Here is a 22896-nt window from a genome sequence, read left to right on the forward strand (position 1 = left end):
TTTGCGCTCTTTTCGGGTAACAGCCCCGGAAAGGAGCCCGTATGACCACGACAACGGATAACCCCATCGCCGAGTACCTGAAGACCTATCACAAGGGAGCGCAAAGCGTCATATCCAGCCGGGAGCTGGAGGCAGCTTTCCATATCCGCGGCCCCGACCTGCGCCGGTTGATCAACAGCCTGCGTGGAGATGGCATCCCCATCTGCAGTTCTGATTCCGGCTATTACTACGCCGGTACTGAGGAAGAACTGCAGAGAACCATCCGACAGCTCCGGAGCCGGATCAAGAAGATCGCCCATGCGGAACGCGGTCTCACCAAGGCGCTGGAGCAATCCACCGACAGCGGACAGATATCCCTTCCGCTGGAGGGCGGTGATACCGCTTGAAAAGCTTCATCCCCTGGGTGGGCGGTAAAAGCAAGCTGCTGTGGCTGATCCGAAAGCTGTCTCCCTCGCGGTATTCCCGTTTTATTGATGTGTTCGGCGGCAGCGGCACAGTAACCCTGAGCCGCCCCATCCAGCCGGGATGTATGGAGGTCTACAACGACTTCAACAGCGACCTGACCAACCTGTTCTGTTGTGTCAAAAACAGGACCATGGCACTCCTGCTGGAGTTGGGGTTTCTGCCGCTGAATACACGCGACGATTTCAATGTGCTGTATAAGTTCTTCTCCAAAGAGGAATTCACCGATGACTATCTGAAAGAGGAGCTGGAGCTGACGGAGCGGTATCTGGAGCTTCCGGACGCTGAGACCATCCAGAGAATGATGCTGGAACGAGCGCCTCGCGGTGATGTACGGCGCGCTGCCGACTTTTTCAAGCTGATTCGATACAGCTTCAGCGGCGGCGCCAAGTCCTTTGCCGGAAAATCCTGCGATATCCGCCGTTTCTTCTATCTGATTTGGGAGTGCTCCCGCAGGCTGGCAAATGTCGTCATCGAAAACAAGGACTGCGTAGAAATCGTCCACCAGTACGACCGGCCAGACGCATTTCTTTATTTTGATCCGCCCTACTACGATGCAGAGGACTGTTATGCGGCGGTGTTTCCCAAGGAAGATCATCAGCGTCTCCACGACGCTCTGCTGGAGTGTAAGGGATATGTCATGGTGTCCTATAACTACTGCCCATTCATCGTGGAGCTGTACAAGGAGTTTTATATCTTCTACACCACTCGCCCCAACAGTATGTCTCAGAAGGCCGGAAGCGAATATGAGGAGATCGTCATCACCAACTACGACCCCCGCCGCCACGATTCCGCAAGGCATTGCCTTTACCATGGGCGCCAGAGGGCCGCTTCTGGAAAAGGCGGATCGCTATAATGGCGTGATTCCGGAATTCTGAATTATGACAAAAAGCGGCCGTTGACAGGATATTCTGTCGGCGGCCGCTTCTCTGTCTGCAGCCATGAACATTCTGGAAAGGGAATCAACTGGGCAGCAGTTTGCAGTCCATTTGACTTCTTTATTGGGATAGGAGGAGAAGGGATCGTTGTCAGTGCCGGGAAAGCATCTCCGTTTAATTGGACAGTCTTTGCTCAGCGGCCCACATAGAGGCATATTTTCCGCCTTTGGCCAGCAGCTCCTCATGAGTGCCGGACTCCGCAATGTTCCCGTCTGCTACCACCAGGATCTGATCCGCATTTCGGACGATAGACAGGGTATGTGCAATCATGACTACTGTCTTCCGCTCTGACAAAAGCCCCAGGATCGCCCGCTTGACCGCCAGCTCGTTTTCAATGTCCAGTGAGGCAGTGGCCTCATCCAGCAGCAGGATGGGGCTGTTTTTCAAAATAGCCCGGGCGATGGACAGACGCTGACGCTCCCCGCCGGAGAGAAAGGCTCCGTTTTCCCCAATAGGGGTGTCATAGCCATGCTCCAGCTTCTGTATGAAGCCGTCACATCCAGCCGCACGGCAGGCGGCCTCCACCTCACGGTCTGTGGCCGAGGGGCGGGCATGGCGGATATTCTCCCGAACGGTATCGTCAAAGAGGAACACCTGCTGATCCACCATGGAGATCTGCTCCAGCACCCGTTCTGCCGCCACGGTCTCAATGGACTGCCCTCCGATGGAGATCTCGCCGCTCTGCGGTTCGTAGTATTTGGCGATCAGATTGAGAATGGTGGATTTGCCGGAACCGGAGTCTCCTACAATGGCAGTGAGCTTTCCTGCCGGCGCCGTAAAGGACAGCTCCTTCAGCACCGGCTCTCCCGGCACATAGGAGAAGGAGACCGAGCGGAAGGTGATGTTCTGTTCAGCAGGATGGAAGGGCGCCACGGAACCTCTCTCCTCCGGTTCCGCCATCACCTGGAGGATATTGTTCTTGGAGACCATCAGGTGCTTCCATTCAAAGAGATCGATGGAAATGGCAGTGGTAAGCTTGGTCAGCAGAATGGGCAGCATGGAGACCATGAGATAATCCACATTGCTCAGCGTACCGGCTGCCCAGGGACCGGCTGCCAGCGCCATGATGGCCGGCACACTGCACCAGCTGAGAATGTTATACCCGAAGCCAATAGGGATGCCCTTTGCCTCGTACAGATAACACACCCGGCTGAACCTCCGCATCGCCTCGGTCGTGGCCTGATTCTGGACGCCACCCATATGATAGGCACGGAAGGTCTGGATGCCGTCGATGTACTCCACGATGCTGCTGACCGTCTCGGCACTGACCTCATGCTTGGCCACGCCGTATTTGGCAACAACACGGAAGGACAGCCACAGATTGGGGATCAGCCCCGCTACCACCAAGAAAAGAATCAGCCCCGCCGGCAGATACACCTTGCATACAAAGCCTACCAGCATGGCGGCCAGCACAGCGTTTTTGGTGATGTTGCCGCTGGAGTGGGTCAGGATCTTCTCGTAGCTGCCCACATCGCTGGTCATGGTATTCACATACTCTCCCACCTGTCCCTGGGTGAAGCGGGAAAGAGGGATCTGTTTGAGTTTGTCACCCAGCCGAAGCCGCAGTCCTTTGGAAACAGCAGCTCCGCCCAGCTGAACCTGCGTGTAACCGGCGGCGTAGATGACCAGTCGAATCAGGAAGATGACCGCAAGAAATGCAGTCAGCAGCCCAAGCCGCTGCGCGCTCAGGCTGCCCTCAGACAGCCCGGACAGAACCATATAAATGGACAAGTAGCTGCACCCGGACAGCAGCCCTTCCACTACCGTGAGGATCACACCGGAATAGAAGGCCCGATTTTTACGGAACACATTTGCCTCACGCATGCTGCACACCCCCTTCTACGGAATAGGCAATGGCACGAGCAGCCCGGTAATCCGCCCAAGCCCTGCGGTAGTATTCATTTTTCTCCAGCACCTCTTCATGGGTACCACAGCAGGTAATGGTGTTGTTCTCCACCACTGCCACCTTGTCGCACAGCTTGATGGCGCCCAGCCGGTGGGCCACGATCACGACTGTCTTGCCCCGGCACAGGTTTTCAATGGCCCGGTCGATCTCCACCTGGTTTTCCGGATCAGCCGCTGAGGTGGCTTCATCCAGGATCAGAATGGGGGCGTTTTTCAAAATGGCCCGGGCGATGGCAATGCGCTGCCGCTCCCCACCGGAGAAACGGGAGCCGAAAGTGCCCACCTTGGTTTCATAACCCTGGGGCAGCGATTGGATGAAATCATCGATTTGCGCCAGCCTGGCAGCCTCGCGCACCTGCTCCAGTGTTGCTCCCGAGTTCATGCGGATATTTTCCAGCACGCTTCCCCGGGTCAGAAAGGTCTTCTGGAACACCAGAGAGATATGGTCCAACAGGTCCTCGTAGTCCAGCTCCCGCACATCTCTGCCGCCGATGCGGACCGTTCCCTGGGTCACATCGTAAGAGCGGGCCATCAGCTGGATCACGGTGCTTTTGCCTGCACCGGACACCCCCACCAGCGCAACCTTTTCCCCCGGCGCCACAGTGAGGGAGCAATCCCTGAGCACATCGGTCTTTCCATCGTAGGAAAAGGAGACATGATCCAGGGTAATGCCGCAGGTCTCCGGAAAGGCCGCGCCACTGGAAAAGGTGGGCAGTTCCAGAATCTCCTCCACCTTTTTCACGCCGGAAAGCGCCTGGGCAAAGGTAGTGGCCAGTTTTTGCAGGGGCAGGATCTCGGTGAGATACATCCCGCCCACATAGGCAAAGAGCAGAAATACGCTGCCGGTGACGCTTCCCCGGAGGAAAAGCAGGCCGCCTACTGGAACCATCAGCACCATCCCGCACTCCACCAGCAACAAAAAGGCGGCATAGGGCGGAGCCGTCTTGTGTGTGACCAGGTTCCAGATCCGGTTCTCCTCCTCAATGGCATGGGAAAACTTCTGGAAGGAGCGGCTGCCCATGTTATACGCTTTGATCAGCCGCATACCAGAGATGTACTCAATCGTCACGGAATTAAAGCCTACCAGGGAGCGGTTGACATCGGACAAGACCCCCTTCATTCTTTGGAAGATGACCGCCATCACAATGCCGGCCAGGGGCAGCGGGATCAGGGAAACCAGGGCCAGAGGTGCATTGACGGAGAGCAGATACAGGAAAATCACAACCGGTCCTGTGAGATAGGCCACAAATTCCGGCAGGTTGTGGGCCAGAAACAGTTCCAACTTCTCGATGTCCTCATTGAGAACGGTCTTGACCGCGCCGGTGCTCCGCTCGTCCAAGGCTCCAAGAGACACTTTGGCAAGATGCTCCGTTACCATACACCGTACTCGAAACAGTGCCCCATAGGCTCCCTTGTGAGACAGCACACCTGAAGTACCCAGCAACACCAGCCTTCCCACGGTGCCCGCCGTGACCAGCAAAGCGCAATCGGCGATAACTGCTTTGGTACAGGTGCCGGAGAGCACCGCATCCATCAGCCGGTAAATGCCGATATACGATGTGATGACCAGAATACCGCTGCCAAAGGCACACAAAACGGACAGGATCAGCCATTTCCGCTCCGGCCCGGCCCACTGCAGCAGCCGCATCACCGGTGATGGCCGTTTTTCTTTCATCGTCTGTTCCTCCTTCCCCCGGCTTGACGAGAGCGCCGGGAAGTGATATTTTAGTTAGCGGATACTAACCAACATCCATCCTACCGGCAAAACAGCAGTATCGCAAGGCTTTGGGCGCGGTTCCGGCTGATTGGGGTGGAGATGTGGCTGATCGAGGTGGTGACAGGTTATGGCGGCAAACAAAGACTTGGAGCAGCAATATGGCCGGGCGATGGAGGAACACGGGTTTCTTCCAGATCCGGAGAACCGGCGTTACGGCTCCATGGGGCTGTGCTGGCGGCACACCTCCCAGCAGGGCGGCGGTTTTTTCTGGACCTACGGGCAGCAGGATCTCTATACCATCAAGATCCATGATTTCTTTTTCCATGAGGATCAGCTGCTGGAGTTCCATTGGCCGGAGAGTCTCAGTGTCACCTGGTATGAATCCATTTCCGGGGAGGAGTTCTCCCCCTGCCGCCGTCTTGTTCCAGGCTGTGTCAAAAGTTTTATCGGAGGTCGGGAACCATACCGGGCGCTCATCCACAGGCAGATCCCCATCGTTTCCATTGGCGTGGAGATCACCCCGGCTTACTACCGGGATTATCTGCGCCGCCAGTTTCCCCAGGAGTATCAAAGCCTGCTGGAGTCTTTTCAAACGCTGGATCAGACAGAACACTTCCCAGAAATGGTGCAGCTCTTGAAACAGGTGCGCGACTACCGGTGGGAGGGGCTTCCCGCCCGTTTGTTTTATGATGGGAAGGTGGCGGAGGCGGTGGCGCTGGTGGCAGAGCGGCACCTGAAGCGCAAGAACCGCCGTTCTGTCAGTGCGGAGGATATGGTACGGCTGGCTGATGTGGCAGCCTTCATCACGGCCCACTGTGCGGGTGAACTGCCGCTGGAACGGCTCAGCCGTATTGGCTGCATGAGCATTTCCAAGCTGAAGGATGCCTTCCATGTCCGGTATGGCTGCACGATTACCCAGTACATTCAGGGGCAGCGCACGGAGCAGGCTGGGCGGCTACTGCGGGAAACTGACCTGCCGGTGAGTCAGGTGGCGGCCATTGTTGGGTATCAGAATCCCAGCCGTTTCGCGGAGATCTTCCGGCGAAACACCGGACGCTCCCCTGCGGAATACCGCAGAGCATGCTGGAATTCCTTCACGGAGGTAAACGATATGGAAAGGAAAGATTCTTTATGAAAATACAGTATTTTGGAGATCCATCTAATCCCAAAATCGTTGTTCTGCACCCCATGCTTCTGGACGGGAAAAGTATGCTGCCTCTGCTGGGCGAACTGCGGAACAGTCATTGTGTGATCGCGCCGGATCTGACAGGCCATGGAACAGATACTGGGATCTTTCAAAGTGCCCAACAAGAGGCAGCAACGCTGGCCGGCTGGCTGACAACGCAGGGATGGATTGATCTGAAGTTAGTGTTTGGTGCATCCATCGGTGCCGTGGTGGCGATGCAGTTGATTGCCATGCCCACATTCAAAGTTCATACCGCAGTCTTAGAGGGGTGCCCCCTCCATTCCAATGCTGCTTTTCTACGGATGATAGCGACCCGTATGTTTCTGTCAAAACATCGGAAAGCACAGCAACATCCCGGTTTGTCTGCACAGCGGATGACGAAAATCTATGGGGAGACGCTCGGCCTTATCATGGGGCACACCTTTGAACAAATTCGTCCGGAAACTTTGCAAGCCATCGCTGCCGCCTGTTCGGACTGCACCTTTCCCAACTATCCAAAGGAGTTGGAAGCTCACCTGTTTTTTGAGTATGGCAGTGAGGACATCAGCGCCAAGACCGCGCGCAGGGTTGTCTCAAAGCACTATCCGTCTGCTTCCTTTACAATCCGGGAAGGCTATGTTCACTGCCAATATCCCGCCGTTCTGGGAGAGCAGTATTCCAAGGTATTGGAGGAATACCTCGCCAGGGAACTTCACTAATAGAACCCAAGAGGCCGCATGGGGAACATTCCACCATGCGGCTTTTTCAATCGTCAGCAATCGGCAGAACAGAATCGGCTTTTCCGGTGTTCTATCCGTCCCGGCCTGCTTTCTGAAATGGAGAACAATTCTCTCAATGTAGGGAGAGCGTCCATGGTAACAGGCACATCGTCGGGCATTTCTCCTTCATCAAAGTGGAGGATGCGGGAACAGGTACGACTGACAAATTCAAAATCATGAGTGACAATAAAGATGACTTTTCCCATATCAGACAGCCGCCGGATCAGACCCGCAACCTGTGTCATGCTATCAAAATCCAGCCCGCTGGTCGGCTCGTCAAACACCAGCAGGTCTTTCCCACAAATCATGCTGACCGCTACCGCCACCCGCTGCTTTTGACCTCCGGACAGGGTATTGGGGTGGCGGTCTCTGAATGGGGCCAGGGCCAACTCTTCCAGTGTTGCGTCAACGAGCGTCTGTTTCGGATTGCGGATACCGAATGTACATTCTGACTCCACACTATCCGCAAAAAGCTCGTAGTTCACATCCTGCATGACCATATAGGAATGCCGCAGGCGATCTTTGTGATCCATGGACAGACCGTTCCAAAAGAATTGACCATCACAGGCCTTGTGAAGCCCGCACAAAGCACGGGAAAAGGTCGTTTTTCCGGCCCCATTGTGGCCAACGACGCCAATTACCTCTCCCTTTGCTGCTGTAAGGTTGATGTCGTGCAAAATGGTCCTCTTCTTATAGTGAAGGGCTACATTGTTAAGTTCCAAGATAGGATCTGAGACAGGCGCAAGGGAATGATTCCGTGGTGGGAGAACACGATGCAAATCAATCGCTCGAAGGCCCATTTGTTCCCGGGTATCCTCCGACAGCTGCCGAAATGCTTCCGGCGTAAAGACCTGTGTGATTTTCCCATGTTCCAAATACACAATCCGGTCCACCAGATCCATCAAATAGTACAACCTATGTTCTGCAATCAATATGGTTTTTCCCTGCGATTTGATCAGCCTGAGATGTTCTCCCAATTCTTGAATGGAACGCATATCCAAATTGGAGGACGGTTCATCCAAAAGATATATTTGAGGATTCATCGCATAGACCGAGGCAAATGCTATCTTTTGCTTTTCTCCACCGGATAACTCGAAGATGTTGCGATTACGGAGGTTTTCAATGTGCAGTTCTGCCGATGTACGATCCACGCGTTCTCTCAGCTGGCAAACTGGAAGTGCTTGATTTTCAATACCAAAAGCGATCTCGCTGTCTATATCCACATTGAAAAACTGTGTCCTTGGGTTCTGAAACACCGATCCAACCTTTGCGGCAAGCTGATGCATGGGAAGATCACTGACTTCCTGACCATCCACCAGTACGCTGCCCGCCAGTTCTCCTGCGTAGAATTGCGGGATCAAACCGTTTACAAGCCTCGTGATGGTGGTCTTCCCGCAGCCGCTCCGGCCACAGAACAGCACACATTCTCCGTCCTCTATGGTCAGGTTGATGTCTTGCAGCCCGTCTCCTTTTTGTCCTTGATAAGTAAATGACACACGCTTTAACTCAATCATCCCAGCAGCCCCTTTCCATAAAGCCCGACAACCAACGCGCCTGCAAAGCAAAAGACTGCCGCAATGTCCATCAAACCAATATGGATCTGCACCAGACAAGTTCGAGGCTTTGGGTTTTCAATGCCGCGGGTGATGGAAGCGATGGACAGTTCATCCGCCGCTTTGGATGCCGCCATCATCAACGGAACATAGATACACTCCACCGTTATTCCGGGATGTGTCAGGAGCCCCTTAAGCGAAGGTGAGACGTCCCGCATCCGCATCGCATCCTTGATAAACCGCCAATCCTCCTGAATGGTAGGGATATAACGCAGCATGACGGCCAAGGGGATTACCAGCTTTTGGGGTGCATGGATGCGATTCATCGCCGAGAGGAATTCGCTAACCTTTGTAGTGGAGACGACAATGCCGGACAGCATCCCGCAGGGGTAGACCTTATGGAACAACCCTAAAAAAGCGATAAACATGGTGCGCCAAGTTCCGGTCATGGTATCCAAAATCCAGAAGGTGAGCAGAACGATCAGCGCGTAGAACAGCACTCCTTTCCAGGCATACTTCCACTTTCCAAAGCAAATGCCGAGCAGCCCGATCAGCACCACAAGACCCAGTTCATAGAATAAGGATGGAGCCATCATGGCAGAAAGGATACACAACAGGAGCAATAATATCTTCGTTCTGGGGTCCAGCCACAGTCCACGCCTGGATAACGCTCCGCCAATCATGCGGTGATCCCAGCCTTTTCAAACTGCTTTTTCAGCAACTTTCCACCGATCCAACCACTGAACGCAGCAATCGCCAGCGTTCCGATAATGATGACAGCCAATAGCCAGGAAGGAGCAGACGCGCTCATTGTGTCAATATAGGACTGTTCCGTGCCGTTTTCCAGCATCGTGCTGGCCCAGCCTTGCGGATCAATAAAAAACACCACATAGGTATAAACGCTGCCCAGCGACATCAGCATATAGGACAGCAGATTGACTACCTTGTTGCGGTAATGTCCCGCACCAGCCACCAGATCCGCAATGATTCCCATCCCGATATAGCCTAAAGAAAAGGCCCAGTGCATTCCGGTAACAAACCAGATGATTCCCATAACGATGCCAAGAATGGTGACACTCCACCGCTTCTGCACCTTAGCGATCATCAGAAGATACACGGGACCACACAGCAGGGCTGCGCCTATCGGCATATAGAATGTCAAAACTGGGTTTGGTGCAAAGAAAATACCGCCGATCATGGTAAACACCAAGAAAATTGCGCTGAAAATGCCGGTTGTCACAAGATCCTTGATAGTGAGACTCTTTTTTGCGGGATTGATTTGATTGCTCATGTTGATCCTCCTATTTTGTAATGCGTTGACTTTATGGGATAGGTATGCTATCCTTTGGTTAGATATGGCTAACCATTATATATAATTACACCATGCACAACCTACTTTCAATCGTTTGGAGCGAGGTTCGTCCTATCATTTCAAAAATTCGTCTAATCATTGCAAAACAAGGGAGGCGTATCTATTGTAATGACCGGTATCATCGAGCAATACTATGCCCCATTACTGAAAAAGCACGGTTTTGTACCGGAACCAGATAATGATCAGTATGGTCCTCTGGGGCTTTGCTGGAAGCTATCTCCGGAAGTTGGCGAAGGTTCCTATTGGACCTACGGACAAAGGGATCTGTTCGACATCAAGATACACAACTTCTCTTTCAATAAGGATTTTATGCTGGAATTTGATCTCCCGGAATGTCTCAGTATTACCCGTTACGATTCCATCTCCGGTGAAGAGTTGTCGCCGTATCGCCGGTTGTCAGCCGGATGTATCAAGACCTATGTGGGCGGATACAAGCCATATCAAGTAATCGTCCACAAAAATATACCGGTTCGATCCATAGGCATCGAGATCACCCCTGCATATTATGAGGATTATCTGAAAAAACAATATCCAGAAGTATATCGGAATCCTGTCGAGGCTTTTCGGGAAATCGACCAAACAACAGATTTCCCGGAAATGTACCGGCTTCTATCAGAACTACAGAGCTACCGTGGAACCGGAATTGCAGCTAAACTCTATTATGAGAGCAAGGTAGCCGAGGCGCTCTCTCTGGTGGTTGAATATCAAAAAAAGCGTTCAGTTTCTGATCATAAACTGGTTCCTCAGGATTTGGAACGGATTCAAACCGTCGCGGCCTATCTGAGTGATCATTACGCTGGTGAAGTGCCCATAGAACGCCTGGCACAAATTGCCTGCATGGGTACGACAAAGCTCAAAAGCAGCTTCAAGAAGGTCTATGGCTGCACGATCACAGAGTATATACAGCAGCGCCGCATGAGTCAGGCAGAATATCTGCTGGCTCATACCGATCTGCAAATTGGTCAGATTGCTCAAACGATAGGATATTCTACATCCAGCCGGTTTGCGGAACTGTTTCGAAGAAGCACCGGCCTGCTCCCGCTGGAGTACAGGAAAATGGCAAATCGGAAATGATACCAATGCAAAAATTCAAAGAATCATCCCAAAATAGTATGTGGAGAGGCAAATCTGCCTCCCCACATACTGTTTTTATATCCGCCAGCCCTCGGCCCGCTGTCGGATCTCGATAAAGTTCCGGTAAGTTCCCTCCTGGCTCATCAGCTCCTGATGGGTGCCCTGCTGAGCAATGCGGCCATCCTCCACCACTAAAATCCGGTCAGCATTCTGGATCGTAGCCAGACGGTGGGCGATGGTGATGATGGTCTTCCCCCGCACCAAAGCAGAGAGCGCCTCCTGGATCTCATGCTCATTCTCCGGGTCCACGCTGGCGGTGGCCTCGTCCAGAATGACAATGGGGGCATCCTTCAGCAGACATCGGGCAATGGAAATCCGCTGCTTTTCTCCGCCGGAGAGGTTGGAGCCGCCTTCTCCCACCATGGTGTCGTACCCTTGGGGCAGTGCCATGATAAAGTCATGGCAGCGGGCCGCTTTGGCCGCGGCGATCACTTCCTCCTCAGCGGCATCCGGACGGCCAAAACGGATGTTATTGCGGATGGTGTCGTGGAACAGATACACATTCTGAAATACCATAGCAATGTTGCGCAAAAGGCTGTCGCAGGTCATCTTCCGGATGTCATGGCCGCCCACGGTGATGCGTCCCTGATCCACGTCATAAAACCGGGCCAGCAGCGCGCAGAGGGTGCTCTTCCCGCTGCCGGACGGCCCTACAATGGCGGTGGCGCTGTTTTGCGGCAGCTGGAAGGAAACATCGTGGATCACCTCCCGTGTTCCGTAACCGAAGGAGACATGGTCGAAGCAGATGTCGTAATGCTCCAAAGAGATGTCTTTCCCATCCTGATCCGGCAGTTCCGTTCCCTCCAGTTCTTCCAGACGGTCCAGCTCCGAGTCCGTGACAGAAAGGATGTGGGCGGCGTCGTTGATGGACTCCACACTGCCGAAGATCGTGAAGGAAAACATGGCAGCCATCAGGAGCACCGGCAGCTCCAAGGTTCCGTTCATAGTCTGCCAGCCGGCGGTGAGCACCAGGCCAACAGCTGCGGCCTTCAGAGAAAACAGGTGCAGGCAGTTCCAAGGCACAAAGCCAAACTCGTTTTTGATACGGATGTCCTTATTGGCCCGGCACGCCTCAAAAAACCGCTGGGAGGACACCCCCTCCTGGCCAAAGGATTTGACCACGGGCAGGCCGTGGATGTACTCAATGGCCGCCCCGGACAATGCCTCCTGGGCCCGATGTCCCACCGGAGCGGTGCGGGCACTCTGCCGCCCGATGCCGCGGAGGGCAAAGGCGGACAGCAGCACGCCCACCACTGCCACCAGCGCCGCCTCCGGGCAGAAGAACGCCATGCACAAAACGATGACCAGTACCTGCAGATAGCCGTTGATGACTGCATCCACCATCTTCATGCTCTGCAGCTCCAGGGTACTCAGTTCCGTAGTCAGAGCAGCCAGAATGTCGCCCAGGTTATTCTTGGAGAAATACCCCAAGGAAACCCGTTTGAGCAGGTCACCAAGTTCCAGTCTCTGCTGCGCCGCCCGCTCTGTTCCGATACTCTCCTGGAGCCGGTTTTTCCAGTAAGCACACACGAAGCGCAAAACGATCAGCAGGATGATCCCGCCCAGGCACAGCCAGGGGAGCCTGGCGTCCAGCGCCGTCCCCTCCTGGGCACTCTCGATGACCAGCCCAAGGGCCCAGGCCGCCAGCATCACCGGCCCGGCGGCGGCCCAGGTGGCAAGAAACGAACAGAGGCTTCCGAGATACAGCCGTCTGTGGTACCCCTTTGTCCAACGCAGAATCCGATTCATACTCCGAAACATCGTCAAGCCTCCTTTCCAACCGCCCAGTTCTGGGCACCCACATGGGCCTGCCATAGCTTTTGATATAGCGGGCATCGGCTGAGCAGCTCCGGCTGTGTGCCTTTGTCCACAATACGGCCCTTCTCCAGCACCACGATCTGGTCGGCGTTCTGAATCGTGCTCAGCCGGTGGGCAATAACCAGCAGCGTTTTCCCCCGGGAGAGCGCCATCAGGGAACGCTGGATCTTGTCCTCATTCTCTGGATCGGTAAAGGCGGTGGCCTCGTCCAGAATGACAATGGGGGCGTCCTTCAGAATCGCGCGGGCGATGGCGATCCTCTGCCGCTCCCCACCGGAGAGCTGCTTGCCCGCTTCACCCGCTGGGGTATCCCATCCATGCTCCAGCCGCCCTAAAAACTCCTCACACTGAGCAGCCCGGGCAGCCGCCCAAACTTCCTCCTCCGTGGCGTCCGGCTTCCCCAATCGAATGTTTTCTTTCAGAGAGCAGTCAAAGAGGAAATTGTCCTGTGTCACGAAACTGACCTGATCCGCCAGCTGCTTCAGTGTGAGATTCCGAATATCCACACCGCCTATGGCAATGCAGCCATCCGTCACATCCCAGAACCGAGCGATAAGCCGGGCTGCCGTAGATTTGCCGCCACCGGAGGGACCCACCAGAGCGGTGAAGGTGCCAGCGGGAAGTTCCAGATCAATGTGACGCAGCACAGTGTCCTCTTCTTTCCCGCTATACGAGAAGGACACATCCCGCAAAGTGATACCGCTGCCGGAGAGGCGGGCGGGCTCGGACGCCTCGGGCAGCTCCTCCAGATCCAGCAGCTGCCGGGTGTCCCGGACGGCAAATTCCATGCTCTTCATGGAATTGAGAAAGGCTGCAGCCTGCACCAGCGGGGACACGATACCCAGCACCAGCATCAAGCACAGAGCCAGCCGGGCCGGGTCCAGGACGCCGGTCTGATACAGGGCGATCCCAACTGGCAGGGTGGCCAGCAGCGTGGTAGGCAGGATAGACAGGCACAGGTTCATGGACTTCCAGGTGCAGCGGAACCAATCCAGCGTGAAGTCACGAAAACTGGTCACTGCCCGGACGAATTTCTCATAGGAGGCACCGCTCTGGTTGAAAGCCTTTACCACCTCGATGCCCTCTACATACTCCACGATGATACTGTTGACCTGAGCATTGGCTGCCATATAGGCGGCATACTTTTCGTTGTAGGTCCGCAGGCTCGCCGCCATGGGGATCAGCGCGGCCGGGATCGTAGCAAGGGAGGCAAGGCCCATCCGCCAATCCATGGCAAAGAGGGCGATCACCACCACGATAGGCAGCAGCACATTGGAACTCAATTCCGGTATCATGTGGGCCAGCGGCGGCTCAATGTCCTCGATCCGATCCACGATGGTGCTTTTGAGGGAACCGACGGGCTTCGACAGCACACTCCCCAAGGGGGCGTGCATCAGCTTATGGGCCACTTGACGGCGCAGTCCCTCCAAAATGGTGTAGGCAGACACATGGGCCAGCATAGTCGAAAAGGCGTAAAAAGCCACCTTGACCGTATATCCCGCCAGACACACTCCAGCCCATCGGAGAAGCTCCGTTCCGGAGGCCGACTGATGGATAAACAGGCGAAGGATCTCATAGACCCCCAGATACGGCACAAAGCCCCCCACCACGCTGATAATTGCGCATATAACAGACAAGACCAGCTTTCCCCGGCAGGGACCGGCAAAGGAGAGCAGGATGGCCAGCCAGCTGCGTTGTTTCACAAAACCACTCCTTTCAAAAAATAGGGCATGGTGAGACATCTCTCACCATGCCCTATTGTATCGGTTCTTACCCGTGCTTGCCGCTCCGCACAGCCAGCGTCACTCCGTTTCGTCAGGAAAAGAGAGAACGGGATTCCCACCGCCTCGCCGGTATTCCAGCGGAGTTTGTCCCTTCACCGCCCGAAAAGCCGCGGCAAATTTGCTGGAGCTGTCATAGCCCACCGCTCCGGCGATCTCTGTAACGCTGGTCTCCGGTTCTTTCCGAAGCAGCAGAGCCGCCCGATCCATCCGCAGTGCCCGCATATAGGTGTTCACCGGACTGCCATATACACTTTTGAAGCAGGCCTTCAGAGTGGTTAAAGGGATCTGGTACTGTCTGGACAGAGCCTCCAATGTGATATGCTGATCCAGATGCTCTGCCAGGTAGGAGCGGATAGCCTTGACTGTCTCCACCTGAGAACGGTAAAAATATGGCTTTTCCGTTCCACTTCCCAATTCCAGGGCGTCGAGATACAGCAACAACTCCAGAATCTTTACCCGAAAGTAGGGCATTTTGATCCGCTCCGGTACGGTACACAACTCCTGAAAAATGTGATCCACCGAGGGTGCTCCGTGAATGACCCGCGGCCGGGCATCCGGGCAGAATTTCTGCTGGATGGCGGCCAGATCCAAAGGATAGTCTCCCGCCAGACGAGCCAGCTCCATGGGTATCATGGACAGGTCAAAGCACATGGAGATGCCATGATAGTGGGACAACGGGAGAGAAAAGTATCCTTTGTGCTTCAGGCGGCGATCCACTTTCAGGTCACCTGCCTCCACATAGGAGAACGCATCGTTGCCCACAGCGTATTCCATCCGGCCCTCCCGGCAATAGTCGATGCAGAGGAGATCCTGTCGGGTTTCAAAAGAGGAGTCGCAATAGGCCATGTGGAAATCGTTATACAGGATGGTAGCGCCGTGGAACGCCTCGTAGACGGTCATGGTTCCCTCGCCGCTCTCATTTCGCAGCTGATAAACGCTGCACCCACCGCTCTTGGCCAGGAGGCGCAGATCCGGTTGGCTGTCCTGTAAAAATGCCACTGCGGCTCAGCTCCTTTCTCAAAGTTCCAGGACTCGATCACAGGCGCACTGGAGAAATTCGCGGTCATGTGTCACCACCAGAACCACCCGGCCCTCGTCCGCCAGTTCCCGTGCGCAACAGGCCACTTCCTGCATCCTTGCATAGTCCAGGCCACTGGTGGGCTCGTCGAATACCAGCAGCGGCTTTTGGGACAGCATGGCGGTAGCCACCGCCAAACGCTGTTTCTGGCCGCCGGAGAGAGACATAGGGTGCTTTTCCCGGAACGCAAGCAAATGGAGCCGCTCCAACACCTCCTGGATGCGCTGGTCAGAGAGTCCTTCCATAGCCAACTGACACTCTCCCCATACGCTGTCGGAAAAGAGCTGATGGTTCACATCCTGCATGACGCAGTAGGCAATCCGCTGCCGCTGCTTCGCACCAAGGATGCGGCCGTTGAGGCGGATCGTTCCGGCACTCTCCCGCATCAGGCCGCACAGGCAGCGGGAAAGGGTGCTTTTTCCCACGCCATTGTCACCCGTGACGGCCAGCACCTCCCCCGGGCGGGCGGAGAAGGAAAGGTTTTGAAATACCGGCGGCTCCCGCTTGTACCGGCAGTACAGGCCCTCCACAGACAGTCCATCCTGTTCCCCTGCAGCGCGGGAGGTCGGCAGAGTCACCTGAGTAGGCGTGAGCGTGCGAAGGCCCAGAGCGATCCGTTCTGTCTCAGTCAGCCGCCGGAACTCTGCTCCGCTCCAGATCCGCTCCACGATCCCGTCCCGCAGATAGACGGCCCGATCTATGAGATCCGCCAGAAAGTATAGCCGATGCTCCGCAATGAGAATGGTGTGTCCCTGACGTTTCAGGTATGCGATTTGATCATGGAGTCTTTCGATGGTTTCCCGATCCAAATTAGCCGTAGGTTCATCCAGAATATAGAGTTCCGGCCTCATGACATAGACCGAGGCAAAGGCCAGCAGCTGCTTTTCTCCTCCTGACATAGTGAAGATATTCCGGCCCCTCAGCCGCTTCAGGTGCAGGCGGTTGGTGGTGTCGTCCAGACTGCGGAGGATTTCACCCCGGGCCACGCCCTGGTTTTCCAGGCCAAAAGCCAGCTCGCTGTCGGAATCCAGATTAAAAAACTGACTTTTGGGGTTCTGGAAAACAGACCCCACCTGCCGGGCCAGCTGGTAAAGAGGCTGTTCCCGCACCGGTGCGCCGTTGAGCAGAACCTGTCCGGTCAGCGTGCAGTCCTCTGTAAATGCCGGGATCAAGCCGTTGACCAGCTTGGTGATGGTGGTTTTTCCGCAGCCGGAAGCGCCGCAGAGCAGGACACACTCGCCCGGTTTGATGGTCAGATCCACATGGGTGAGGGTGCCCGCATCTTTTGTATAGGAAAAGGATACATCCTGCAGCTTTACCATGGAAACACCCCCAATTTGACCGCCAGGAGGGCAGCAGTCAACCCCACGCCCACAAGGAACGCGGCGCCGTCCACCGGCGAGGCCCGCAGCTCCACCAAACTGGTCTTAGGCGCCGGGTCCTCGATCCCTCGTGTCGCTGCCGCTGCGGACAGCTCCTCCGCAGTGCCGGTAGCGGAGACCATCAGGGGAACCATGATCCCCTCCAGTTTTGCCAATCCCCGGATGCCCCGCAATCGCATCGCATCCCGGATATAGCCTGTCTCTTCCCGAATGGCGGGAAAGTACCGCAGTGTCACCGAGACGGCCACAATCAGCCGCTGAGGGAAGTGGATCTTCCGCATTCCAGCCACCAGATAGGGCATAGGCGTCCGGCGAAGCATAAGGAAGCCGATCATCAGGCAGGGCATCATCCGGCGGGCATAGTTAGCGAAAATGGAAAAGCTGGTAGCAGCCCATCCCGGCGCGGCCGGCAGAATCCAGTATTGCAGGCACAGAATTCCTCCAAAAATCAAGAGGCTTTTCCCCGCCATGGTAAAGCAGTGATGGAGCAACATCAGGAACAGGAGAAAACCGATCCGTGTCATTTCCATCCAAAAAGGTTGCTCACTAAAGGCTGCCAGATTGGCGAAGACCAGCAGAGCAAGACCCACCCTGGGGTCGAACACCAAACAGCGCCGCGCCTCATCCATGTTACAGAATCCCCGCCTTCTCAAAGTGCTTGCGGAACATTCCTTTGGCCAGCAGGATACCCAGAATAGCTCCCACGATAGGCGCCCCCACCAGAACCACGATCATACCCGGGGAAGTCAATGCCGCCAAGGTGGAGACATAGGCTTCCGGCATTCCCTGCTGGCTGATCTGCGCCAGAAAACTGTCCCGCATGATCCAGACAGGCAGCGGGGAGCCGATCATCCCCAGCGAGAAAAACACGTAGGCCAGAGCATTACCACGGAAAGACCGGTAATGGCTACAGATCCGGCAAAGCTCCGCCAGGATGCAGCTCACCGCAAAAGCAATGAGAATCACCACCGTAAATTGGCCAGTAACAAAGTAGATCAAGGCCGTAATAAAGCCCATCAGGACCACTGCGCCGGTCTTTGGCACCTTAGTACACATCATCAGGAATGGGATACCCGCAAATACGGCGATCAGGCCAGGCATCAAGATCCAAAGCAGGGGATGCAGACCGCTGAGAAGCATAAAAGCAAAGTTGATGACAAAGTAGATGGCGGAGAAAATTCCCACCGTAATGATGTCCTTTCCCGTCATCCCTTTTTTCTGCGTGTTCATGATGTACCGCTCTCCTTCAACATAGTTAGATTATGCTAACCGTTATTTCTGAGAAAAGGCGCTCAGCGCGCCCCTCCTTACTGAGTATAGCGACACATCGCCGTTCTTTCTGCTCCGATTGGACGACTTTATCCCGTTTAGTCATGGAATTTAGCGCTGTGACAGAGATGTACCATCTTCACCATACAGAATCGGTCCGAAACTGCCATGCTGATCTTGGCGGACAGCTTCAATCCGGTTCGGGGGATATGGCGGTAATAAGACTCCTCAGCCAGCACCCTGACCCCACTGCCGATTTTTCCGGCCAGCACCGATGCGGAATCCACATAGAAAAACATCTGCGCATCTCCGTGGCCCACTTGCTTCATGTACTTTTTCCGCATCATGGCCATACCGCTTTTACTCACGGAGTCAAAGACGATTTCAATCTCTCCAAACCCCGTGAGCATCCGCAGGAGTCCCACAACCTTGCTTTCCTCAAAATAGTGGAACAGGCCGCCAGCGGTGACCAGAATAGGAGCATCCGGCACATCAGCGCGGATCTGCTTGATCCAGTCCTCGGCAAAGGCGTCTCCGGCGAGATAGGTCTCCCGCTCCGGCTCCGGCAGCAGCTCTCGCCGGTATTCCACCACATGGGGCAGATCCACGGCATACCAGTGCGACCTTCCATTGTCGCAGCGGTAATAGACCGTCTCCAGGCCACAGCCGAGCTGGACGATCACACCGTCCGGCCTGCGCTCCGGAAAGGCCCGGATGATCCGGTCCAGATTGGCAGACCGAGCGGCGGAAGCCAGCAGGGTATACTGACTCAGGCGGCCCTGCGACAGCAGCTCGGGCGGCAGCTTCTCCTTCAGCTCCAGCGCCTTCCCATCGTATAAGATCTGCGGGCAGTGCTCGCTGGCATAGAGCCTGCCCAGCATGGGGACAAACAATGTGTCCTCCACAACGCCCAACTTGGACATGGTCAGCCCTCCCGTTTTGACGAATTACTTTCTGCCGACAAGCAGCTGGGAAGATCCCAGCATCATCATGGCAGCCCGGCGGTGGGAGCCGAAGGCTTCTTCTGCGGTATCAATGAGCCGGACATCCTGATAGCCCATCTCCCGCAGCTTTTGCGCAAAGGCATCCATATCGCCGTACAGCTTGGGCTTCATATCATCGTTCAGAGCAAAGACGCCTCCTTTTTTCAGCACCCGCAGGCTCTCCAGCAGCAGCTTGTGCATATCGGCTCCCATGACATTATGGTAGACATAGTTGCTGATGACCGCATCAAAACTCTCATCGGGGAAATCCAGATGATTGGCGTCGCCATGCTGGAATACACACCGGGAGGCCACACCTTCACTTGCGGCGTTTTTCTCACAGAGGGCCTTGCTGTAATTGTAAACAGCTCCCCAGTAGTCCATGCCAGTGACCTTTGTCTCCGGCCAGGTTAGGGCCGCACGGATCGACAGGGCCCCGGAACCGCATCCGACCTCCAAGAGACTGCCCTGTCCGTCATAGTCCAGGTGAGAGAGAACGACCCGGTGAACCTGTTCCATGATCCCGCCACCGCCAAAGGCATACTGACGCCTGATCCATGTGATCCAGACCAGCAGGGCCACCAGCGCCGCCGCAACAACAGAGAACAGAACACCGAGAACCGTGATGTGGAACACCGAAAAGGAGAGTACGGCCAAAACTACGGCCAGAGCCGTGATACCGCCAATAATATAGAACACGGGATTGGACATCCAGCTTCCGTAGTCTTCGCCATGGCTACCGAGACGAATTTCTGCTTGTTGATTACGCTTTTGCTGCATTTGATTTTCCTCCTGTTGTTCAATATTTGTGTACAATTCGTTTACGGGTGTTTCTCCTTCGCCTTCCGGCAGACAAAAGAGGCTATGCCCTGAACGGTGCGAACCTTTGCCGGCCCGAATGTTTCCTCCAGACGATGCCACAGGCTCTCCGCCGTCTCAAAGGGCGGGGTGAAATAGCCCTTTGGCACATACAGCCTGCGGATTATCCAGTCGGTGCGGCGGTTTTGCCCCCTCACATAGAAGCAGCCGCAGAAGATCCCGCCTGGCCGCAGTACACGAAAGATCTCACGCCAGGCGGCCTCCTTATCCGGAAACGCATGAAACCCGTTGAGCGAGAGCACGATGTCGAAACTGCCATCCCCAAAAGGCAGCGCCCCAACATCCCCCTGCTGAAAGCACACATGGACAAGTCCCTCGCCCCGGGATTTTGCCCGCTCCAGCATCTCCGGCGAGTAATCCAGGCAGGTGACCTCCGCCTCCGGCATTTCCCGATAGAGGGGCATGGTCAGTATGCCGGTACCCACGGGGACTTCCAGCAGTCTTCCGGAAAACCCCTCCGGTATTCCGGAAAGGGCGGCGGAAAGGTAGTCCTGGGTTTCCGCCCGATCCATTCCCCATATCAGGCGGCATACCGCTCGGCCTGACAGGGTGGAACAGGTGATCATGCCATCATAAAATGTCCGTTTGCCTCCCAATCCCCGGTAGGCGTTTTGAATCCGCTCTTCTTGTCCCATTTTTTCACCTTCACTCACTCAAGCACCCAGCGCCACATCCAGCGTCATCATGAGGGTAAAACCGACTGCAAACAGAATAGTCCCTATATTGGAGTGCTTTCCCACTGACATCTCCGGGATCAATTCCTCCACTACCACATAGACCATCGCTCCGGCGGCAAAGCTCAGCGCATAGGGCAGCACCGGAACCAAAATCCCCGCCAGCAGGATGGTCAGGATGGCGCCTATTGGCTCCACTGCGCCGGACAGCGTCCCATACAGGAAGGAGCGGGATTTGGAGAACCCCTCCGCTTTCAGGGGCATGGAAATGATCGCGCCCTCCGGGAAGTTTTGAATGGCAATCCCCAGAGAAAGAGCCAGCGCCCCCGCCAGCGTGATACCGCTGTCTCCGTAGAGCCACCCGGCATAGACCGCCCCTACCGCCATTCCCTCCGGAATATTGTGCAGCGCCACAGCCAAGGTCAGCATGGTCGTCTTTCCAAGACTGCTTTTGATGCCCTCGGCCTCCGCGTTGCCGCGGTGCAGATGCGGAATCAGCCGATCCAGGCCCAGCAGGAACAGGATGCCGAGCCAGAACCCCGCAACGGCGGGGACAAAGGACCACCGCCCCATGTCCGCTGCCTGCTCCATTGCGGGCAGCAGCAGGCTCCAGATGGAAGCCGCCACCATGACTCCTGCCGCAAAGCCGGTGAGCGCACGCTGTACCATCTCACCCAAATTGTTCCGCATAAAAAAGACGCAGGCCGCCCCCAGCGTCGTCCCGGCAAAAGGGATCAGCAGCCCTTGCCATAGTTCAATCGGCATATTCTCCTCCAATCTAACCGTGACTGTATTCCGCAAAGTCGATCCGGACGATTTGCAGGTGCATCGGTCCGTCGGCCAGCTTCGCCAGCAGCTGACGGACGCAACCAAGAACCGTATAAGAATCTCCGGCACGGAGTTTTTCTCAATCTTGTATTTCTCCATAGATCCTCAGCAAAAGGCGTAGCGTCCTATGATTGATTATAGTTAGCTATCGCTAACCCGTCAAGTCATTTCCCATCTGGTCGATAAATTTCCCTCACAGCTGCAATGAAACATCCCACATAGGAATCAGGTGGATGCTCTTTTTAGATCCCGAAAATATGCAAGATTCAGAATCTCTTTGTCCTTTCTCTGGGCGTAGCGCAGTGTTTGATATGCTCCGCCGCTGGAATGATCCACATAAAATACCACAAGGTCGCTTCGATCCACCATCTGCCTGTTGCGGATCTGAATTGCACCCTTCGGATGGCTACCAGCGGCGGCGCTGCACAGTTCGATTTCATCATAATATGCTTCAAAGCTCTCCAGATTGTCCCGCAGTTCTGCCGTCGGATAGGGAAGCACCCAAATCAGGGCGCTGTTATCGTCCCGCACACAGCGCTGTTGGCGCTTGACGGCAGAGGAAACAATCTGATCAAAGTCTCCATTACGGCCAACCAGAAACTCCACATATTCCTTTTCCAAAAGCAATGTGTGGATCAGCGGCTCCACACGCTCTTCCGCTTCCCGAAATTCCGGAATGATCCGATGCCCAAAGAAACTGACGGTAAATAGGTTCATGGCGTTTTCGTTGGCATTTTGGGGCCAACAGCTCCTTTAAGTAAATAATTCACCTCTCATTATATATAAACATTTACTTAAAGTAAATAATCCTCTAATTGGTTTCAATTATATTTTGCTTGCTCTGTTGGTAGCATAATGTCGGGAGGTGGCATGATGCAGACAGAGTTTCCTGAACGATATATTACTCTGGGCTTAAAAATCGCCTATTACAGAAAAAAGGCAGGATTGACACAGGAGGTTCTTGCTGAACGGATCGGAAAAAGTGTTAATTTTGTCGGCCAGGTAGAAGGAACAGGAACAATTCGGGGTGTATCCTTGGAGACCCTGTTCAAAATTGCCCAAGTATTGAAGATTCAGCCCTCCAAACTGTTGGAGGACGACTGATTAACATTGTAAAAAGAAAGGGAGTGCCGCCACCGGAATGTATCCGGTGGCGGCACTCCTCTTTTCATGATG

General features: G+C 55.0%; 22 protein-coding genes. 6 read left to right on the forward strand and 16 right to left on the reverse strand.

Annotation, left to right across the window (positions count from 1 at the left end):
- Window positions 1-41 precede the first annotated feature (41 nt).
- Together KFE19_06430 and KFE19_06435 are read left to right on the forward strand one after the other, a co-directional pair.
- Window positions 42-386, forward strand: a complete 345-nt coding sequence (locus tag KFE19_06430; GenBank protein QUO39136.1) for a hypothetical protein — start codon at window positions 42-44, stop codon at window positions 384-386.
- The gene (locus KFE19_06435; protein QUO39137.1) at window positions 383-1318 is read left to right on the forward strand and encodes a DNA adenine methylase; all 936 of its coding nucleotides are present in this window, start codon (window positions 383-385) and stop codon (window positions 1316-1318) included. The genes KFE19_06430 and KFE19_06435 overlap by 4 nt, the downstream gene beginning before the upstream one ends.
- 196 nt (window positions 1319-1514) lie before the next feature.
- Here the strand turns inward: KFE19_06435 and KFE19_06440 are convergent, their stop codons facing one another.
- Window positions 1515-3224: an ABC transporter ATP-binding protein gene (locus KFE19_06440; protein ID QUO39138.1), complete on the reverse strand. Its 1710-nt coding sequence runs from the start codon at window positions 3222-3224 to the stop codon at window positions 1515-1517.
- Window positions 3217-4980: an ABC transporter ATP-binding protein gene (locus tag KFE19_06445; protein QUO39139.1), complete on the reverse strand. Its 1764-nt coding sequence runs from the start codon at window positions 4978-4980 to the stop codon at window positions 3217-3219. The genes KFE19_06440 and KFE19_06445 overlap by 8 nt, the downstream gene beginning before the upstream one ends.
- A 169-nt stretch (window positions 4981-5149) precedes the next feature.
- Between KFE19_06445 and KFE19_06450 the strand changes: the two genes are divergently transcribed.
- Both KFE19_06450 and KFE19_06455 read left to right on the forward strand, forming a co-directional pair.
- Window positions 5150-6157 (forward strand): helix-turn-helix transcriptional regulator, encoded by a 1008-nt coding sequence (locus KFE19_06450; protein ID QUO39140.1) that lies wholly within the window; start codon window positions 5150-5152, stop codon window positions 6155-6157.
- Window positions 6154-6906, forward strand: coding sequence for an alpha/beta fold hydrolase (locus tag KFE19_06455; GenBank protein QUO39141.1), 753 nt, complete (start codon window positions 6154-6156; stop codon window positions 6904-6906). The genes KFE19_06450 and KFE19_06455 overlap by 4 nt, the downstream gene beginning before the upstream one ends.
- Window positions 6907-6959: 53 nt before the next feature.
- Here KFE19_06455 and KFE19_06460 read toward each other — a convergent pair whose 3' ends face one another.
- Genes KFE19_06460 through KFE19_06470 form a run of 3 tightly spaced genes read right to left on the reverse strand, consistent with a single transcriptional unit; the run spans window position 6960 to window position 9810 of the window.
- Window positions 6960-8480 carry an energy-coupling factor ABC transporter ATP-binding protein gene (locus tag KFE19_06460; GenBank protein QUO39142.1) on the reverse strand — a complete coding sequence of 507 codons (1521 nt, stop codon included), beginning with the start codon at window positions 8478-8480 and terminating at the stop codon, window positions 6960-6962.
- The gene (locus KFE19_06465; GenBank protein QUO39143.1) at window positions 8477-9202 is read right to left on the reverse strand and encodes an energy-coupling factor transporter transmembrane protein EcfT; all 726 of its coding nucleotides are present in this window, start codon (window positions 9200-9202) and stop codon (window positions 8477-8479) included. The genes KFE19_06460 and KFE19_06465 overlap by 4 nt, the downstream gene beginning before the upstream one ends.
- Complete coding sequence (locus KFE19_06470) at window positions 9199-9810, reverse strand: MptD family putative ECF transporter S component (protein QUO39144.1); 612 nt, start codon at window positions 9808-9810, stop codon at window positions 9199-9201. The genes KFE19_06465 and KFE19_06470 overlap by 4 nt, the downstream gene beginning before the upstream one ends.
- Window positions 9811-9999: 189 nt before the next feature.
- On the opposite strand from KFE19_06470, the gene KFE19_06475 reads away from it, so the two are divergent.
- Window positions 10000-10965 carry a helix-turn-helix transcriptional regulator gene (locus tag KFE19_06475; protein QUO39145.1) on the forward strand — a complete coding sequence of 322 codons (966 nt, stop codon included), beginning with the start codon at window positions 10000-10002 and terminating at the stop codon, window positions 10963-10965.
- A 75-nt stretch (window positions 10966-11040) separates the two neighbouring features.
- On the opposite strand, the gene KFE19_06480 is transcribed toward KFE19_06475, so the two are convergent.
- The 11 genes from KFE19_06480 to KFE19_06530 all read right to left on the reverse strand — a co-directional run bounded on the left by KFE19_06480 (window position 11041) and on the right by KFE19_06530 (window position 22437).
- Complete coding sequence (locus tag KFE19_06480) at window positions 11041-12786, reverse strand: ABC transporter ATP-binding protein (protein ID QUO39146.1); 1746 nt, start codon at window positions 12784-12786, stop codon at window positions 11041-11043.
- Between the two features lie 2 nt (window positions 12787-12788).
- Window positions 12789-14585, reverse strand: a complete 1797-nt coding sequence (locus KFE19_06485) for an ABC transporter ATP-binding protein (protein QUO39147.1) — start codon at window positions 14583-14585, stop codon at window positions 12789-12791.
- A 60-nt stretch (window positions 14586-14645) separates the two neighbouring features.
- The gene (locus tag KFE19_06490) at window positions 14646-15626 is read right to left on the reverse strand and encodes a helix-turn-helix transcriptional regulator (GenBank protein ID QUO39148.1); all 981 of its coding nucleotides are present in this window, start codon (window positions 15624-15626) and stop codon (window positions 14646-14648) included.
- 18 nt (window positions 15627-15644) lie between these two features.
- A complete protein-coding gene (locus tag KFE19_06495) occupies window positions 15645-17027 on the reverse strand; it encodes an energy-coupling factor ABC transporter ATP-binding protein (GenBank protein QUO39149.1) in 1383 nt (460 codons plus the stop codon).
- A complete protein-coding gene (locus KFE19_06500) occupies window positions 17021-17716 on the reverse strand; it encodes an energy-coupling factor transporter transmembrane protein EcfT (protein QUO39150.1) in 696 nt (231 codons plus the stop codon). The genes KFE19_06495 and KFE19_06500 overlap by 7 nt, the downstream gene beginning before the upstream one ends.
- Before the next feature lies 1 nt (window position 17717).
- Window positions 17718-18317 (reverse strand): MptD family putative ECF transporter S component, encoded by a 600-nt coding sequence (locus tag KFE19_06505; GenBank protein QUO39151.1) that lies wholly within the window; start codon window positions 18315-18317, stop codon window positions 17718-17720.
- 137 nt (window positions 18318-18454) lie between these two features.
- On the reverse strand, window positions 18455-19279 hold the full coding sequence (locus KFE19_06510) for a class I SAM-dependent methyltransferase (GenBank protein QUO39152.1): 825 nt from the start codon (window positions 19277-19279) through the stop codon (window positions 18455-18457).
- A 24-nt stretch (window positions 19280-19303) separates the two neighbouring features.
- Complete coding sequence (locus KFE19_06515; protein QUO39153.1) at window positions 19304-20119, reverse strand: class I SAM-dependent methyltransferase; 816 nt, start codon at window positions 20117-20119, stop codon at window positions 19304-19306.
- Window positions 20120-20160: 41 nt separating this feature from the next.
- Window positions 20161-20853 (reverse strand): class I SAM-dependent methyltransferase, encoded by a 693-nt coding sequence (locus KFE19_06520; protein ID QUO39154.1) that lies wholly within the window; start codon window positions 20851-20853, stop codon window positions 20161-20163.
- An 18-nt stretch (window positions 20854-20871) separates the two neighbouring features.
- Complete coding sequence (locus tag KFE19_06525) at window positions 20872-21657, reverse strand: ZIP family metal transporter (protein ID QUO39155.1); 786 nt, start codon at window positions 21655-21657, stop codon at window positions 20872-20874.
- Between the two features lie 288 nt (window positions 21658-21945).
- The gene (locus tag KFE19_06530; protein ID QUO39156.1) at window positions 21946-22437 is read right to left on the reverse strand and encodes a hypothetical protein; all 492 of its coding nucleotides are present in this window, start codon (window positions 22435-22437) and stop codon (window positions 21946-21948) included.
- A 156-nt stretch (window positions 22438-22593) separates the two neighbouring features.
- Here KFE19_06530 and KFE19_06535 point away from each other — a divergent pair, with 156 nt between their 5' ends.
- A complete protein-coding gene (locus tag KFE19_06535) occupies window positions 22594-22824 on the forward strand; it encodes a helix-turn-helix transcriptional regulator (GenBank protein QUO39540.1) in 231 nt (76 codons plus the stop codon).
- Window positions 22825-22896 lie beyond the last annotated feature (72 nt).

The sequence above is a fragment of the Dysosmobacter sp. Marseille-Q4140 genome, assembly GCA_018228705.1.
GTDB lineage: Bacteria > Bacillota > Clostridia > Oscillospirales > Oscillospiraceae > Oscillibacter.